General features: G+C 69.3%; 13 protein-coding genes. 7 read left to right on the plus strand and 6 right to left on the minus strand.

Annotated features, from left to right (window positions below):
* Position 1: 1 nt before the first annotated feature.
* Both bioD and ACLIVD_RS24140 read right to left on the minus strand, forming a co-directional pair.
* Positions 2-697, minus strand: a complete 696-nt coding sequence (bioD, locus tag ACLIVD_RS24135; protein WP_491930778.1) for a dethiobiotin synthase — start codon at positions 695-697, stop codon at positions 2-4.
* The gene (locus ACLIVD_RS24140) at positions 694-1,845 is read right to left on the minus strand and encodes an 8-amino-7-oxononanoate synthase (RefSeq protein WP_491930779.1); all 1,152 of its coding nucleotides are present in this window, start codon (positions 1,843-1,845) and stop codon (positions 694-696) included. Before ACLIVD_RS24140 ends, bioD begins: the two co-directional genes overlap by 4 nt.
* A gap of 68 nt (positions 1,846-1,913) precedes the next feature.
* Here ACLIVD_RS24140 and ACLIVD_RS24145 point away from each other — a divergent pair, with 68 nt between their 5' ends.
* Genes ACLIVD_RS24145 through ACLIVD_RS24160 form a run of 4 tightly spaced genes read left to right on the plus strand, consistent with a single transcriptional unit; the run spans position 1,914 to position 8,889 of the window.
* Entirely contained in the window at positions 1,914-3,209 is a 1,296-nt protein-coding gene (locus tag ACLIVD_RS24145; RefSeq protein ID WP_491930780.1) for an adenosylmethionine--8-amino-7-oxononanoate transaminase, read from the plus strand.
* Between the two features lie 51 nt (positions 3,210-3,260).
* Positions 3,261-5,522 (plus strand): glycogen debranching protein GlgX, encoded by a 2,262-nt coding sequence (gene glgX / locus ACLIVD_RS24150; protein ID WP_283352550.1) that lies wholly within the window; start codon positions 3,261-3,263, stop codon positions 5,520-5,522.
* Between the two features lie 14 nt (positions 5,523-5,536).
* Positions 5,537-7,894 (plus strand): malto-oligosyltrehalose synthase, encoded by a 2,358-nt coding sequence (gene treY / locus ACLIVD_RS24155; RefSeq protein ID WP_491930781.1) that lies wholly within the window; start codon positions 5,537-5,539, stop codon positions 7,892-7,894.
* Between the two features lie 53 nt (positions 7,895-7,947).
* Positions 7,948-8,889: an NADP-dependent oxidoreductase gene (locus ACLIVD_RS24160; protein ID WP_283352552.1), complete on the plus strand. Its 942-nt coding sequence runs from the start codon at positions 7,948-7,950 to the stop codon at positions 8,887-8,889.
* A gap of 17 nt (positions 8,890-8,906) precedes the next feature.
* Here the strand turns inward: ACLIVD_RS24160 and ACLIVD_RS24165 are convergent, their stop codons facing one another.
* Complete coding sequence (locus ACLIVD_RS24165) at positions 8,907-9,533, minus strand: TetR/AcrR family transcriptional regulator (RefSeq protein ID WP_283352553.1); 627 nt, start codon at positions 9,531-9,533, stop codon at positions 8,907-8,909.
* A gap of 91 nt (positions 9,534-9,624) precedes the next feature.
* The gene (locus tag ACLIVD_RS24170; RefSeq protein WP_005247576.1) at positions 9,625-9,813 is read right to left on the minus strand and encodes a DUF1918 domain-containing protein; all 189 of its coding nucleotides are present in this window, start codon (positions 9,811-9,813) and stop codon (positions 9,625-9,627) included.
* A 109-nt stretch (positions 9,814-9,922) separates the two neighbouring features.
* Here ACLIVD_RS24170 and ACLIVD_RS24175 point away from each other — a divergent pair, with 109 nt between their 5' ends.
* Both ACLIVD_RS24175 and treZ read left to right on the plus strand, forming a co-directional pair.
* Positions 9,923-10,072, plus strand: a complete 150-nt coding sequence (locus tag ACLIVD_RS24175; protein WP_198601994.1) for a hypothetical protein — start codon at positions 9,923-9,925, stop codon at positions 10,070-10,072.
* 40 nt (positions 10,073-10,112) lie between these two features.
* Entirely contained in the window at positions 10,113-11,846 is a 1,734-nt protein-coding gene (gene treZ, locus ACLIVD_RS24180) for a malto-oligosyltrehalose trehalohydrolase (protein WP_491930782.1), read from the plus strand.
* Here treZ and ACLIVD_RS24185 read toward each other — a convergent pair.
* Positions 11,813-13,378 carry an MFS transporter gene (locus ACLIVD_RS24185; RefSeq protein ID WP_491930783.1) on the minus strand — a complete coding sequence of 522 codons (1,566 nt, stop codon included), beginning with the start codon at positions 13,376-13,378 and terminating at the stop codon, positions 11,813-11,815. The two genes, treZ and ACLIVD_RS24185, sit on opposite strands and share 34 nt — an antisense overlap.
* Positions 13,379-13,503: 125 nt before the next feature.
* Between ACLIVD_RS24185 and ACLIVD_RS24190 the strand changes: the two genes are divergently transcribed.
* Complete coding sequence (locus tag ACLIVD_RS24190; RefSeq protein ID WP_009473713.1) at positions 13,504-14,028, plus strand: TetR/AcrR family transcriptional regulator; 525 nt, start codon at positions 13,504-13,506, stop codon at positions 14,026-14,028.
* 4 nt (positions 14,029-14,032) lie between these two features.
* Here ACLIVD_RS24190 and ilvA read toward each other — a convergent pair whose 3' ends face one another.
* Complete coding sequence (gene ilvA, locus ACLIVD_RS24195) at positions 14,033-15,385, minus strand: threonine ammonia-lyase IlvA (protein WP_491930784.1); 1,353 nt, start codon at positions 15,383-15,385, stop codon at positions 14,033-14,035.
* Positions 15,386-15,421: the final 36 nt, after the last annotated feature.

Below are 15,421 nucleotides of genomic sequence, written 5' to 3' on the forward strand. Positions count from 1 at the left end.
CTCAGAGCCGCGTGAGCGTCGACTTCAGCCAGGTGCTGTCGAACCACGTGGATGCGGCCGCACCGAACGACGCAGAGGCCAGGCGTCCGCTGCCCGCGGGCACCGAGCCGACGACGTCGACCCCGGTTACGGCGGGCAGGTCGTCGAGATTGCACCGCTCGGCGAGCCCGGGCTCGTCCGGCCACGACCCGATCACCGTTCCGGCGCAGGCGAGACCGGCCGCCGACAGTGCCCGGATCGTGAGCTCGGTGTGGTTGAGCGTGCCGAGGCCTGCCGCGGCGACCACGACAGCCGGTGCGTCGAGGGCGAGCGCGAGATCGACGAGCGTGAAGCCCTCGGCGCCCAGCCGCACCAGCAGGCCGCCTGCACCCTCGACGAGCACCAGATCGTGCCCGTCGTCGAGCGCGCGGACCGTCTCGACCACGTCGGCGCACCGCAGCATCGGCAGGCCGCTGCGCCGGGCCGCGGTGTCGGGGGCGAGTGGTTCGGGGTAGCGGGCCAGCTCCACCACCGCCGTCACACCGGACAGTCTGGTCACCTCGACCAGATCGCCCGGCTCTCCCGGGGCGACGCCGGTCTGCGCGGGCTTGCACACCGCCACGGACAGGCCCGCTTCACGTGCAGCCGCCGCGAGCGCCGCCGTGACCACCGTTTTGCCGACACCCGTCGACGTGCCGGTGACCACCAGGATGCTCACGCCGACGCTCCCGCCAGGACGTCCGTCAGCACGGCTTCGATCCGCGCCAGTTCGTCCTCATCGAGCGTCGCGCGCGCGGTGAGCCGCAGACGCGACGTGCCTTCGGGCACCGACGGGGGCCGGAAGCAGCCGACGTGCAAGCCCCGTTCCCGGCAGGCGGCGGCTGCGTCGACGGCGCGTTGCGGGTCGCCGAGGATCACGGAGACGACGGCGGACTCGGGTGTCCCGGCGCCGGTGAACCGGGCGAGATCCCGCGCACGGTCCAGGACGGACTCCGCACGGTGGGGTTCACGCCGCAGAACGGCGAGGGCCGCCCGTGCCGCGCCGACGGCCGCGGGGGCCAGGCCGGTATCGAAGATGAACGTGCGCGCGGCGTCGACGAGATGCGCGCGCACCTTCTCCGACGCCAGCACCGCACCGCCCTGGCTGGCCAGCGACTTCGACAGCGTGGCCGTGACGACGATGTCGGGTTCGCCCGCGAGACCCACCTCGTGCACGAGTCCGCGGCCCCCTGCGCCGCGGACTCCGACACCGTGCGCCTCGTCCACGACGAGGAACGCGCCGTGCTCGCGGCACACCCGGTGGAGGTCGACGAGGGGTGCGAGATCCCCGTCCGCGCTGAACACCGAGTCGGTGACGACCAGCGCCCGCTCCTCCGGCCGGGTGGCCAGTGCGCTGCGGACGAAGTCGAGATCGGAATGCGGTGCGACGGCCACGCGGGCCCGCGACAGCCGACACGCGTCGACCAGTGACGCGTGGCTGCCCGCGTCGGAGACGATCAGCGATCCGGCGCCGGACAATGCGGTGACGGCACCGAGATTCGCGGTGTACCCGGAGGAGAACACCAGCCCGGCCTCGGCGCCGACGAACTCGGCGAGTTCCGTTTCGAGGAGTTCGTGTTCGGTGGTCGATCCCGTGACCAGACGCGAGCCGGTGGCCCCCGCACCCCAGCGGCGCAGCGCGGTCATCGCGCCGTGCAGCACCTCCGGGTGCCGTACGAGACCGAGGTAGTCGTTGGACGCCAGATCGATGAGCGCGTTGCCGGGCGTGCGTGGACGCAACTCGCGGCGCAGTCCCGCGGCGCGCCGCTGGTCCTCGACGTCGTCGAGCCAGGTGGTGAAGGTGCGGTCGGTACTCACCCCCGGCACGATACGCGACTTGAACGGTGTTCAACCCGGGTGGGCCCGGTTTTCCTCGGGTGGCTAGGGTCGAGACCGTGACCTCCCCGAGCCTGTCCGTCGACGACATCACGTCCCTCGATGCCTCGCTTCTCTGGCATCCGTACGGCGCCTTCCCCGCCTCGACCACCCCGCTCGTGGTGGCCGAGGCGAGCGGGACCCGCCTCATTCTCGCCGACGGACGTGAACTCGTCGACGGCATGAGTTCGTGGTGGGCCGCGGTCCACGGCTACCGGCATCCCGTCCTCGACGCGGCGGCGACGGCGCAGCTCGGGCGGATGAGTCACGTGATGTTCGGCGGGCTCACCCACGAACCGGCCGCGCGGCTCGCCCAGCTGCTCGTCGAGATCACCCCGGACGGACTCGACAAGGTGTTCCTCGCCGATTCCGGTTCGGTGTCCGTCGAGGTCGCCGTCAAGATGTGCCTGCAGTACTGGCGCAGTCGCGGCAGGCCGGAGCGTCACCGGCTGCTCACCTGGCGCGGCGGGTATCACGGCGACACGTTCGCCCCGATGAGCGTCTGCGACCCGGACGGCGGCATGCACTCCCTGTGGACGGACGTCCTGGCACGGCAGGTCTTCGCCGGACCCCCGCCCCGCGAGTTCGACCCGCGGTACGTCGCGGAGTTCGAGCGCCTGGTGGCCTCGCACACCGACGAACTGGCGGCCGTCATCGTCGAACCGGTGGTGCAAGGCGCCGGTGGCATGCGCTTCCACGACCCCCGGTACCTGTCGGAGCTGCGGCGGATCTGCGACGAGCACGGGCTCCTGCTGGTGTTCGACGAGATCGCGACCGGTTTCGGCCGCACCGGCGAGCTGTTCGCCGCGGACCACGCCGGCGCCCGCCCCGACATCATGTGCGTCGGCAAGGCCCTCACCGGCGGGTACATGACCCTCGCGGCGACGCTTTGTTCCACCGACGTCGCCGAGACCATCAGCTCCGGGGAGGCCGGCGGGCTGATGCACGGTCCCACGTTCATGGCCAACCCGCTCGCCTGTGCCGTCGCGGTGGCGTCGATCGAACTCCTGCTGTCGCGCGACTGGCGAGGCGAGGTCGAGGCCGTGCGTCGCGAGCTCGAATCGGGGCTCGCACCGGCCCGGGAACTCCCCGGCGTCCGGGAGGTCCGGGTGCTCGGCGCGATCGGTGTGATCGAACTCGCCGAACCCGTCGACATGCGTGCCGCCACCGACGCCGCGGTGGCCGCCGGGGTCTGGTTGCGGCCGTTCCGGAACCTGATCTACGCGATGCCGCCGTACGTGTGCACCACCGGCGAAGTGCGGAAGATCACAACCGGAATGCTTGCTGCGGCACGGAGCTCCGCCCCGGGCCGATAGCCCGGTCTCGTCGAGCTGAGAGCAACGCCGACGCGGGCTAGTGTTCTCGATATGGAAGCAAGCGAGTCGACCGGCACCACGCCCATTCCCGTGTGGCCCGGCAGCGCCTACCCACTGGGCGCCACCTACGACGGAGCCGGGACGAACTTCTCCTTGTTCTCCGAGGTCGCCGAGGCGGTCGACCTGTGCCTGATCGCGAAGGACGGCACGGAGACGCGGATTCGCCTCGACGAGGTCGACGGTTACGTGTGGCACGCGTACCTGCCGACCGTCGTTCCCGGTCAGCGGTACGGGTACCGGATCCACGGCCCCTGGGATCCCGCGGCCGGGCACCGCTGCGACCCCAGCAAGCTCCTCCTCGACCCCTACGGCAAGGCGTTCGACGGCGAATTCGACGGAGACCGGTCCCTGTTCTCCTACGACATCGACGCGCCCGCCGAGTCCGCCCCCGAGGAATCGGAGGACGCCGCGCTGATCGTCGACACGGACGACGACATCGAGGCCGAGGACGAGGCGGAGGCCGAGCTCGCGGCGGAACCCGAGGAGACCTCGGCGCCCGGACTGCCCGGACACGACTCGCTCGGCCACACGATGACGACGGTGGTGATCAACCCGTTCTTCGACTGGGCTGCCGACCGCGCACCGAAACACCCGTACCACGACACCGTGATCTACGAGGCCCACGTCAAGGGCATGACGGCGACGCATCCCGGTGTGCCGGAAGAGCTTCGCGGCACGTATGCGGGCCTCGCGCATCCGGTGATCATCGACCACCTCGTCGACCTCGGGGTCACCGCGATCGAACTGATGCCGGTGCATCAGTTCATGCACGATCAGACGCTGCTCGACAAGGGGCTGCGGAACTACTGGGGTTACAACACGTTCGGCTTCCTCGCCCCGCACACCGGGTATTCGTCGGCGGAGAAGCCGGGCGCCGCGGTGTCGGAGTTCAAGGCGATGGTCCGCTCGTTCCACGAGGCGGGCATCGAGGTCATCCTCGACGTCGTCTACAACCACACCGCCGAGGGCAACCACCTCGGTCCGACCATCTCGTTCCGCGGCATCGACAACGCCGCCTACTACCGGCTCGTCGACGGCGACGCCGAGCACTACATGGACTACACGGGCACCGGGAACAGTCTCAACGCCCGGCACCCGCACACGCTGCAACTGATCATGGACTCGCTGCGGTACTGGGTCACCGAGATGCACGTCGACGGATTCCGGTTCGACCTCGCGTCCACGCTCGCCCGTGAACTGCACGACGTCGACCGGCTCTCCGCGTTCTTCGACCTCGTCCAGCAGGATCCGATCGTCAGCCAGGTCAAGCTCATCGCCGAACCGTGGGACATCGGCGAGGGCGGGTACCAGGTGGGCAACTTCCCGGGCCTGTGGACGGAGTGGAACGGCAAGTACCGGGACACCGTCCGCGACTACTGGCGCGGCGAACCCGCGACGCTCGGCGAATTCGCGTCCCGGCTCACCGGCTCCTCCGACCTCTACGAGGCGACCGGCCGCCGCCCCGGCGCGAGCATCAACTTCGTCATCGCCCACGACGGGTTCACCCTGCACGACCTGGTGTCGTACAACGAGAAGCACAACGAGGCCAACGGCGAGGGCAACAACGACGGCGAGAGCCACAACCGGTCCTGGAACTGCGGTGTCGAGGGACCGACGGACGACCCGGAGATCCTCGATCTGCGCGGGCGGCAGAGCCGCAACATCCTGGCTACCCTGCTGCTCAGCCAGGGGACGCCGATGCTGGCGCACGGCGACGAGATGGGCCGCACCCAGCAGGGCAACAACAACGTGTACTGCCAGGACTCCGAACTGTCCTGGATGGACTGGTCGCTGGCGGACGCCAACGCCGACCTGGTCGAATTCACCAAACGGGTGATCGCCTTGCGGATGAAGAATCCGGTGTTCCGTCGTCGCCGGTTCTTCGAGGGCACGCCCATCCGCAGCGGTGACCAGACCCGCGACATCGCGTGGCTCACCCCGGCCGGCGAGGAGATGACCCCCGAGGACTGGGACAGCGGTTTCGGGAAGTCCCTGGCCGTATTCCTCAACGGCGAGGGCATCCCCGAACCCAACCACCGCGGCGAGCGGGTGGTCGGCGACTCGTTCCTGTTGTGTTTCAACGCGCACGACGAGGAGATCGAGTTCTCCACGCCGAACTCCGATTACGCCGACGAGTGGGCGGTCGTGCTCGACACCGCCGTCCCGACGGGGGCGAAGGAAGCGGTGATCAAGGCCGGGGATCCGCTGCAGGTCGAGGCCCGCTCGCTGGTCGTGCTGCGCCGGACCGCCTGAGCCCGGGGACGACGATGTCGATCACGGCCACCTACCGGCTGCAACTGCGCGGTGACTGCTTCACCCTGGCGGATGCCGCCGCCGTCGCCGACTACCTGGACGACCTCGGGATCTCCCACGCCTATCTGTCGCCGATCCTGACGGCCACCACCGGATCGACCCACGGGTACGACGTCACCGACGTGACCCGCGTGTCCCCCGCGCTCGGCGGGCGGGAGGCGCTGGCCGCGCTGTCCCGGGAGGTGCGGGGCCGCGGCATGGGTCTCGTCGTCGACCTCGTCCCCAATCATGTGGGTGTCGCGAATCCGCGTGAGAACCCGTGGTGGTGGGACGTTCTCACGCACGGTCGCCGCTCCGAGTACGCCGAGTTCTTCGACATCGACTGGAGCGACGACAACGGCGCAGGCGGCCGGCTCGCGCTGCCCGTCCTCGGATCGGACGCCGATCTCGAGTCGCTGACCGTCGACCGCTCGGGACCCGAACCTCTGCTCGCGTTCTACGAGCACCGTTTCCCGATCACCCCCGGCACCGATGCCGCCGAGCCGACGGCGGTGCACGACGCGCAGTCGTACCGCCTGGTCCCGTGGGACTCCGGTCTCATCGGGTACCGGCGATTCTTCGCGGTCAGCGAACTGGCCGGTATCCGTCAGGAAGACCCGCGCGTGTTCGAGGCCTCGCACCGCGAACTGCGGAGCTGGGTGGCGGACGAGTTGATCGACGGCGTGCGCATCGACCATCCCGACGGGTTGTCCGATCCGGCCGAATATCTCGACCGGCTGCGCGGGCTGATCGGCGCGGACCGGTGGCTCGTGATCGAGAAGATCCTCGGCCACACCGAACCACTGGACGACCACCTGCCGATCGCGGGCACCACCGGCTACGACGCGCTGACCGAAGTCGGCGGCGTCTTCGTCGACGCGTCGGGAGCCCCCGCGCTCACCGCCCTGTCGGCGTCCCGCACGGGTGACCGGGGTGACGCGACGTGGATTCACGAACACGAAACCGCGATCAAACGCGACGTCGCCGGAACCATTCTCGCCCCGGAGGTCCGGCGCCTCGTCCGTGCGATCCGCGCGGAGACCGGCACCGACTGCAGCGATACGGACCTGCGTGACGCTGTCGTGGACGTCGTCGCGGCCATGCCCGTGTACCGGTCCGACTACAGTCCGCTGGCCGGGCTGGCGAAACGGGTGATCGGCGACGTCTTGCGGCGTGAACCGCACTGGTCCGACGCACTCTCTGCCCTCGGCGCCGCCCTGATCGCCGGCGGTGAGGCGGCCACCCGATTCCAGCAGGTGTGCGGCGCGGTGATGGCGAAGTCCGTGGAGGACTGCCTGTTCTACCGCACCGCCCGGCTGGTGTCGTTGCAGGAGGTGGGCGGCAATCCGGCGAACGTCGGCGTCTCCCCCGCCGAATTCCACCTGGCCGCAGCCGAGCGAGCCACCCGGTGGCCGCGGGCGATGACGACGCTGTCGACGCACGACACCAAGCGCGGGGAGGACGTCCGGGCCCGGATCGGCATCCTGTCGCAAGTGCCGGACCTGTGGGCCGAATGCGTCGATCAGTGGGAACGCATCGCACCCAGCCCCGATCCCGTGACCGGACTGTTCCTGTGGCAGAACCTGTTCGGGGTGTGGCCGGTCGACGGCCGGGCCGCGGCCGACGTGCCCGACTTCCGCGACCGCGTCCACGCGTACGCGGAGAAGGCGGTCCGCGAAGCCGGGACCCGGACGTCGTGGCACGACGTGAACGAGGACTTCGAGCGCGACCTCCACAGTTGGCTGGACACGGTGATCGACGGCACCGTCGGCAAGGCGCTCGGCTCGCTGTGCACCCAGCTTGCCCCGCACGCCTGGTCGGACTCGCTCGCTCAGAAGCTGCTGCAGCTGTGCGGACCCGGGATCCCGGACGTGTACCAGGGAACCGAGCTGTGGGAAGACTCGCTCGTCGACCCGGACAATCGCCGTCCCGTGGACTACGACATACGACGGAGCCTGCTCGCGGGGCTCGGCACTCCTCCCGTCGATGCGACGGGCGCGGCGAAGATGCACATCGTCCGCACGGCTCTGCGCCTGCGCCGGGAACGTCCGGACAGCTTCGTCGGCGGGACCTACACGCCGGTGTTCGCGTCGGGGACCGCGGCGGAGCATCTGATCGGCTTCGCTCGCGGACGGCAAGGGTCGGCGCCGGACGTCGTGGCACTGGCCACCCGCCACACCGTCGGACTGGAGCAACGTGGCTGGGGCGACACCACCGTGCCCCTCCCGGACGGCACCTGGACCGACCTGCTCACCTCCCAGACGTACACCGGCGGCCGCATCGACACCGCGACGCTGTTCGCCCGCTATCCCGTGGCGCTTCTGACCCTGTGAGTACTTGTTAACCGCCCGCGGTTGACAAGTACTCACAGGGGTACTGGCCTTGTATGTCGCGACGTGTGGTTGCCCGGGCGTACGGAGGGCCGGAGGTCCTCGCGGTCGTCGACGCGGAGGCTGTGAATCCCGCCCCCGGCGAGGTGGTGATCGAGGTTCGCGCCATCGGGGTCAACCCGATCGACTACAAGCTCTACAGCGGCGCGTTCGGCGCCGACCCGGACGTCTTGCCCATGGGTCTGGGCAGCGAGGCCGCGGGCATCGTCGGCGAGGTGGGTGACACCGCGGCGGGGCCGGTGGGCCCGATCTCGGTGGGCGACGAGGTGATCGTGTACCCGGTGTCCGAGTCGTACGCGGATCGACTTGTCGTGTCCGGTGATTCGGTGATCCCGAAACCGGCGTCGTTGCCGTGGAACGAGGCGGCCGGACTTCTCGCCGTGGGTGCCGCCGCGGTCGACACCCTCGACACGGCGAACGTCGGCGCCGGCGACCTCCTGCTCGTGCACGGAGCTTCCGGCGGCGTGGGCTCGTTCGTCGTGCAGTTGGGGCGGGCCCGCGGTGCCACGATCATCGGTACCGCGCGCCCCGAGCACCACGACTACGTCCGCTCGCTCGGTGCCACCCCCGTGTCCTACGGCGCCGGCCTGGACGGTCGGGTCCGCGTCCTGGCACCGGACGGGGTGGACGCCGTGATCGATACCGCGGGCAGTGACGAGGCGATCGACGTCTCCGTGGACCTGGTGCGGGACCGGTCGCGGTTGGTGACGACCGTTCCCGGCCCCCGCCCGGCCGAAGCCGGTTTCCGGATCGTGGGCGCGCTGGGGCCGGAAGGGATGGAGCCGCGTAAACGGGCCCGCGTCTTCCTCGTCGACCTCGCGGGCAACGGCGACGTGCGGGTGCGCGTGGCGCGCACGTACGCGCTGACGGAGGCAGCGCGCGCTCATGCCGATCTTCGGAAGCCGCACGCGGCGGGCAAGTTCATCCTGCTGCCGTAGGCCCGACGCACCTCGGATCAGTGGAGCAAACTCGCCCGGATCGTCGCTTTCACCCAGTTCCGGTACTCGACGACATCCCACCCGCACTGCCGTCGCAGCATCGAGTACACCTGCGGCGACACGACCGTGAACAGCACGTCGGCGGCCCGCTGGACGGAGATTTCGGGACGCAGCAATTCGTGCGCGGCGAGTCCCTCGGCGAGCGTCATCGCATTCTCGGCCGAGGCCCGCGCTCCCTCGTCGGCGAACCGCCGCATGTCGTCGTCCGCTCCCGAGGATTCGATCGACGTCGTCATCAGCGTTCCGGCGCGCTCCAGGACGTCGGTGCTGAATCCGACCATCTGGTCGAGGATCCGTTCGACGGGGTCGCCGTCCCGGGGTGCGGGCGTGTGGGTCGCGGCGGTATCACCGTCGATGGCCGTGTGCAGGGCCTCGTGGAACAGTTCCGCCTTGCCGCCGGGGAACGCGGTGAACACCGTGCGGGTCGACACCCCGGCGGCCTCGGCCACGTTCCGCACCGTCGTGCTGACGTATCCACGGTCGACGAACAGCCGGGCCGCGGCGTCCCGGACGAGGAGGCGGGTCCGGCGCGCCGATTCCGCACGAAGCGGCGAGCTGTAGGACCTCTTGGCGGATTCGGGCATGGGCTCACGATAGACGAATTCGATACATCAATCATGCAACCAATGTGGCACAGCGATTTGCCACACATCGACCAGGCGAAACGCCCGATACCTACGACTTCGGGTGTTCCACCCAGGCATCGGATCCGGGAAACACGAGCGCCTCGTGGCCGTCGTCGTACCGGACGAGATAGGGCGGTTCGCCGTTCTCTCCGTGTACCTCCACGACCTCGGCGGTCGTCTCGTGCACTCCGACCACCCTGCCCTGGACGTGCAACCGGTCTCCCACTGCTACGTGCATGACTGCTCCTCGCGACGTTCGAGTCCGTACCCCCAGCTTGCTACTTCCGGAACCGGGGCGAAAGGGTCGACTCGCCGCCATCTCTGCCGCCGTGTGCCATCGTGGGGACATGGCTACGTATCGATACCTCGACAAGGACCGTAACGTGCTCGAGGAGCAGGACTTCGGCACCGTGCAGGACGCCGAGGAACACCGGTTGTCCGTTCTCGGCGCCGAGATCATCGAGGAGGTCGAGGACTCCGGCACGTCCGAGAGCTGACTGTTCTGCGCGGCCCGCCGCATCGAGGCATGCTGATCGGGTGCACACATTCGAGGTATGGGCCCCGATTCCGGATTCCGTTTCTGTGGAGGTCGACGGCCGACGCCACGACATGACCCCGTCACCGGACGGATGGTGGCGAGCCGACGTCGACGCGTCGCCGGATTCGCGGTACGCGTTCGTCCTCGACGACAGCGACACCCCACTTCCCGATCCCCGGTCGCCGCGACAGCCCGATGGAGTGCACAGCGCGTCCCAACTCCACACCCTCGACGAGAGCCTCTGGACCGACTCGCGGTGGACCGGGCGGCAGCTCGCCGGCTCCGTCGTCTACGAACTGCACGTCGGCACGTTCTCCCCGGAGGGCACGTTCGCGGCCGCCGTCGACCGGCTCGACCACCTCGTCGAACTCGGCGTCGACTTCGTGGAACTGATGCCCGTCAACGGTTTCAACGGGACCCACAACTGGGGATACGACGGCGTTCTCTGGTACACGGTGCACGAGGGTTACGGCGGGCCGGACGGGCTGCAGACCCTCGTCGACGCGTGCCACGCCCGCGGTCTCGGCGTCGTCCTCGACGCCGTGTACAACCACCTCGGACCGTCCGGCAACTACCTCGACCGGTACGGCCCGTACCTCGCGCAGGGCGCCAACACGTGGGGCCGGAGCATCAACCTGGACGGACCGGACAGCGGCGAAGTCCGCCGCTACATCATTGACAACGCGCTGCGGTGGTTCCGTGAGTTCCACATCGACGCGCTCCGCCTCGACGCGGTGCACGCACTCGTCGACCACACCGCCACCCATCTTCTCGAGGACCTGGCCATCGAGACCCGCCGGCTGTCCGCGCACCTGAGGCGGCCGCTGACGCTCATCGCGGAGAGCGACCTCAACGATCCGCGCCTGATCACGTCGCGCTCGGCAGGCGGCTGCGGCCTCGACGCGCAGTGGGACGACGACGTGCATCACGCCATCCACGCCGCCGTCTCGGGCGAGAGGCAGGGCTATTACGGAGATTTCGGTTCGATGGCCTGCCTCGCCGACACCCTGCGCCAGGGGTGGTTCCACGCGGGCACGTTCTCGACGTTCCGCGGTCGCACCCACGGCAGGCCGCTGGACACCCGCCGGACCCCGGCCAGTTCGCTGGTCACGTACACGTGCACGCACGATCAGATCGGCAACCGGGCGATCGGCGACCGCCCCGGCACGTATCTCGATTCCGGGCAGCTCGCCGTGAAGGCCGCGCTCGTGCTGTGCTCGCCGTTCACGCCGATGCTGTTCATGGGTGAGGAGTGGGGTGCGAGCACCCCGTTCCAGTTCTTCACCTCCCACCCCGAACCGGAACTCGCGAGGGCGACGGCCGAGGGGCGCAAGGCCGAGTTCGCGGAGCACGGCTGGAGCACGGACGACGTCCCCGACCCACAGGACCCGGAGACGTTCGAGCGGTCCAAGCTCGACTGGGACGAACTGGTCCGCGAACCGCATGCCCGGCTGCTCGACTGCTATCGCTCGTTGCTGCGCCTACGGCGGGAGCGCGCCGACCTGACGGATCCGTGGCTGGAGAACCTGTCCGTCGACTACGACGAGGCGGAGCAGTGGATCGTGGTGCACCGCGGCGCACTTCGTCTCGCGTGCAACCTGGGTGCCGAACCGGTCACCGTCCCGGTCGGCGGCTCCCCCGTCTTGTGGTGGGAGCCGCCGACCCAGGACGAGACCGCGTCGGCGACGGTGCTACCGGGTCACTCGTTCGTGGTGCTCGACAGCTCGCCCTGACGGTCGCGCAGCATCCGCAGGACGAGGATGGCGGTCGCGAACAGGATCACGGCCGTCGCGCCGGCGGCGACGTGCATGCCGTCGACGAACGCCGACTGCGCGGACTCCAGGAACACCGTCCGGGCCGTCTCCGGGAGGTGCTGGGCCTCCGCGACGGCGGCACCGAGCGTGCCCTGGGCGGACTCGACCTGTTCCGCCGGCAGCAACGATGTGTCGAGGCCGTTCCGGAAGATCGCCATGACGACGCTGCCGAGCACGGCGACGCCGAGTGCGATACCGAGTTCGTATGCCGTCTCGGACACCGCGGAGGCGGCGCCGGCCCGTTCGGGCTCGACGGCGCTGACCACGAGGTCGGAGGTCAGGGTCAGTGCGATACCGACACCGGCGCCCGCGAGGCCGAAGCCGATCACGAACATCGTCGGGGCACCGTCCACGCCGAGCGTGAGCATCAGTGCCGCACCCACAGCCGCGATCGCGAGACCGCCGCCGAGCACGTGCGAGGTGGCCCACCGGCGCACCATCCAGGCCGCCGCGAGTGCGGTGACCGCGCTCATCAGCATGCCGGGCAGCATCAGCACACCCGATTCGAACGCGCTGTTGCCCAGCACCAACTGCAGGTACTGCGAGCCGAAGAACAGCACACCGGCCAGAGCGAAGATGGACAGCAGGTTGGTGAGGACGGCGGTCGAGAACGCCGGCTTGGCGAACAGGCCGATGTCGATCATCGGGTCCTTCATCCCCTTCTGCCTGCGCACGAACACCACACCGGACACGACGCCGACGAGTCCGACGGCGAGCAGCACCGGGTCGACACCGTGCACCACGGTCTCCTTGACCGCGTACACCAGCGGCAGCATCGTCGTCATCGACAGCGCGGCGCTGAGAAGGTCGAAGCGCCCCGGGGCGGGGTCCTTGGACTCGGGAATCACGAGCGGTCCCACGGCGATCAGAACCAGCATCACGGGGATGTTGATCAGGAACACCGAGCCCCACCAGAAGTGCTCGAGCAGCCAGCCGCCGATCAGCGGGCCGGCCGCGGTACCGCCACCGGCCATCGCACCCCACACTCCGATGGCGAGGGTCCGCTGGCGCGGGTCGACGAAGATCGTGCGGATCAGGCCGAGTGTCGCGGGCATCAGCGTCGCCCCCGAGATTCCCTGCAGCACGCGGGCCGCGATCAGCATCTCGGGTGTCGGCGACCACGCTGCGATCAGCGAGGCGATGCCGAATCCGGCGGCGCCGAGGAGCAGCAGACGACGCCGTCCGATCCGGTCGCCGAGCGTGCCCATCGTGATGAGCAGGCCGGCGAGGACGAACGAGTAGACGTCGATGATCCACAGCAGCTGCGTGCTGCTGGGTTCGAGGTCGGCGCTGATGAACGGCAGCGCGAGGTCGAGCACGGTGCCGTCGACGGCGATCAGGAGGACGGCGAAGGCGAGGACGACCAATCCGAGCCAGTCTCGGCGTGATGCGGAGGACTGACCTGGCGCGCCGTAGGCGTCGTTGATCCCGCGATCCGTGGAGACAGACATTTATCTTCCTGCGACTTTCCGATTCAAGAGCTGGCACGGCGAGAACCGTCCAGCCGGTACAGTTCCGTTACCTTATCGTGAACCGTCCGGACGGTAAAGTTATTTCCCGGGTACAGTCCCTCTCCATGGCTGCCGGTACGCGCGATCGAATACTCGACGCCCTCGAGAAGCTGCTGCTCGACGTGGGGATAGCCCAGGTGACCCTCGAATCCGTCGCCGCGGAGGCCGGGGTGTCCAAGGGCGGACTGCTCTACCACTTCCCCAGCAAGGAAGCGCTCCTCGCCGCCATGGTGCGCCGGCTCGGCGAGCGGGCGGACGCCCAGCTCGCCGACGCCGTGTCCGGCGGCACCTCGCTGTCCGAGTGGTATCTGCAGGTTCCCGACGCGAGCACCACCGAGGAACTCGCCCTCTACCGTTCGACCATCGCCGCGCTACGGAGCGTCGACGGTCAGCACGACGAGATCCAGAAGGCCGTCACCGAAGTGATGCGCGGCTGGGACGAAGGTCTCCAGAGCGAGATCGACGACCCGGTGCAGGCCGAGATCGTGCGCCTCGTCGGCGACGGCATCTACCTGGCCGCTCTGCTCGGGCTCCCCATGCCCGAGCCCGAGCTGTACACGAAGGTCGTCGCGCGGCTGCTGCAGAAGTAGCGGCTCAGGTGAGGTAGCGGTACGCCGGGCTCCCCGGCTCCAGGCGTTCCACCTGCATCCGGGACTGCTCCATCCGCTCGAGCAGCTCGCCGAGCCCCTCGGCCTTGCCGAGTTCGATACCCACCAGGGCGGCGCCGGTCTCCCGGTTGTTGCGCTTCACGTACTCGAACAGGGTGATGTCGTCTTCGGGGCCGAGCACCTCGTCCAGGAAGCGGCGCAGCGCGCCCGGCTCCTGCGGGAAGTCGACGAGGAAGTAGTGCTTCAGGCCGAGATTCACCAGCGAACGTTCCAGGATCTCGCCGTACCGCGAGACGTCGTTGTTGCCTCCGGAGATCAGGCACACCACCGTGGACCCCGGTTCGAACGTGATGTTCCCGAGGGCCGCCACCGACAGGGCGCCCGCGGGCTCGGCGATGATGCCCTCGTTCTGGTACAGCTCGAGCATCGTGGTGCACAGTGCGCCCTCGTCGAGGTTGGCCATCACGAAGCTCTCGGGATCGAGCCGGATCGTGGTGGACCGGTCGGACTGGCCCAGTGACGTGTGCGTCACCACCTCGGCGCCCAGGGCGGACACCACGGCGTAGGGAAGGTCGCCGACCCGCTTCACCGAGGCGCCGTCGACGAACGGGTCGATCTCCGTCAACGTCACGGGACCACCGGCGACCAGGGCCGCCGTCATCGACGCCGCCCCCGTCGGCTCCACCCCGACGATGGCCGTGCGGGGTGCGTGCGCACGCAGGTACGTGGCGATGCCGGCGATGCATCCGCCGCCACCGACCGGGACGAGCACGGTATCGGGGGCCGCACCGAGCTGCGCGAGGATCTCGGCGGCGATGGTGCCCTGACCGGCCGCGGTACGGGCGTCGTCGAACGGCGCAACCATCGTCGCGCCCGTCCGCCGCACGTCGGCGGCGGCCGCAGCGGCAGCGGCGTCGTACGTCTCCCCCGTCAGGATCAGCTCGACGAACTCGCCGCCGTGCGCGCGGATGCGATCCCGCTTCTGCTTGGGGGTGTTCGACGGAACGTAGATGCGGCCGGTGATTTCCATTGTCCGGCAGGCGAACGCGACGCCCTGCGCATGGTTGCCCGCGCTGGCCGTCACCACTCCGGCCGCACGCTCGCCGACATCGAGCTGGGCCATGAGGTTGTAGGCGCCGCGCAGCTTGTAGGAGCGGACGACCTGCAGATCTTCGCGCTTGAGGTAGACGTTCGCGCCGGTCAGCGACGACAGGCGCTCGCTCCGCTGCAAGGGGGTCGCGTCGATCACGTGGGAAATTCGCTCGATGGCCGCATCGATGTCGCCCACCGTCAGGGGCGAGGTGATGTTCTGGGCTGCGGTATCGGGCGATGTGGACACCCGGATATGTTCCCACTCTCCAGCCATGGGATACCA

It is taken from the genome of Rhodococcus sp. G6(2025) (genome assembly GCF_058628105.1).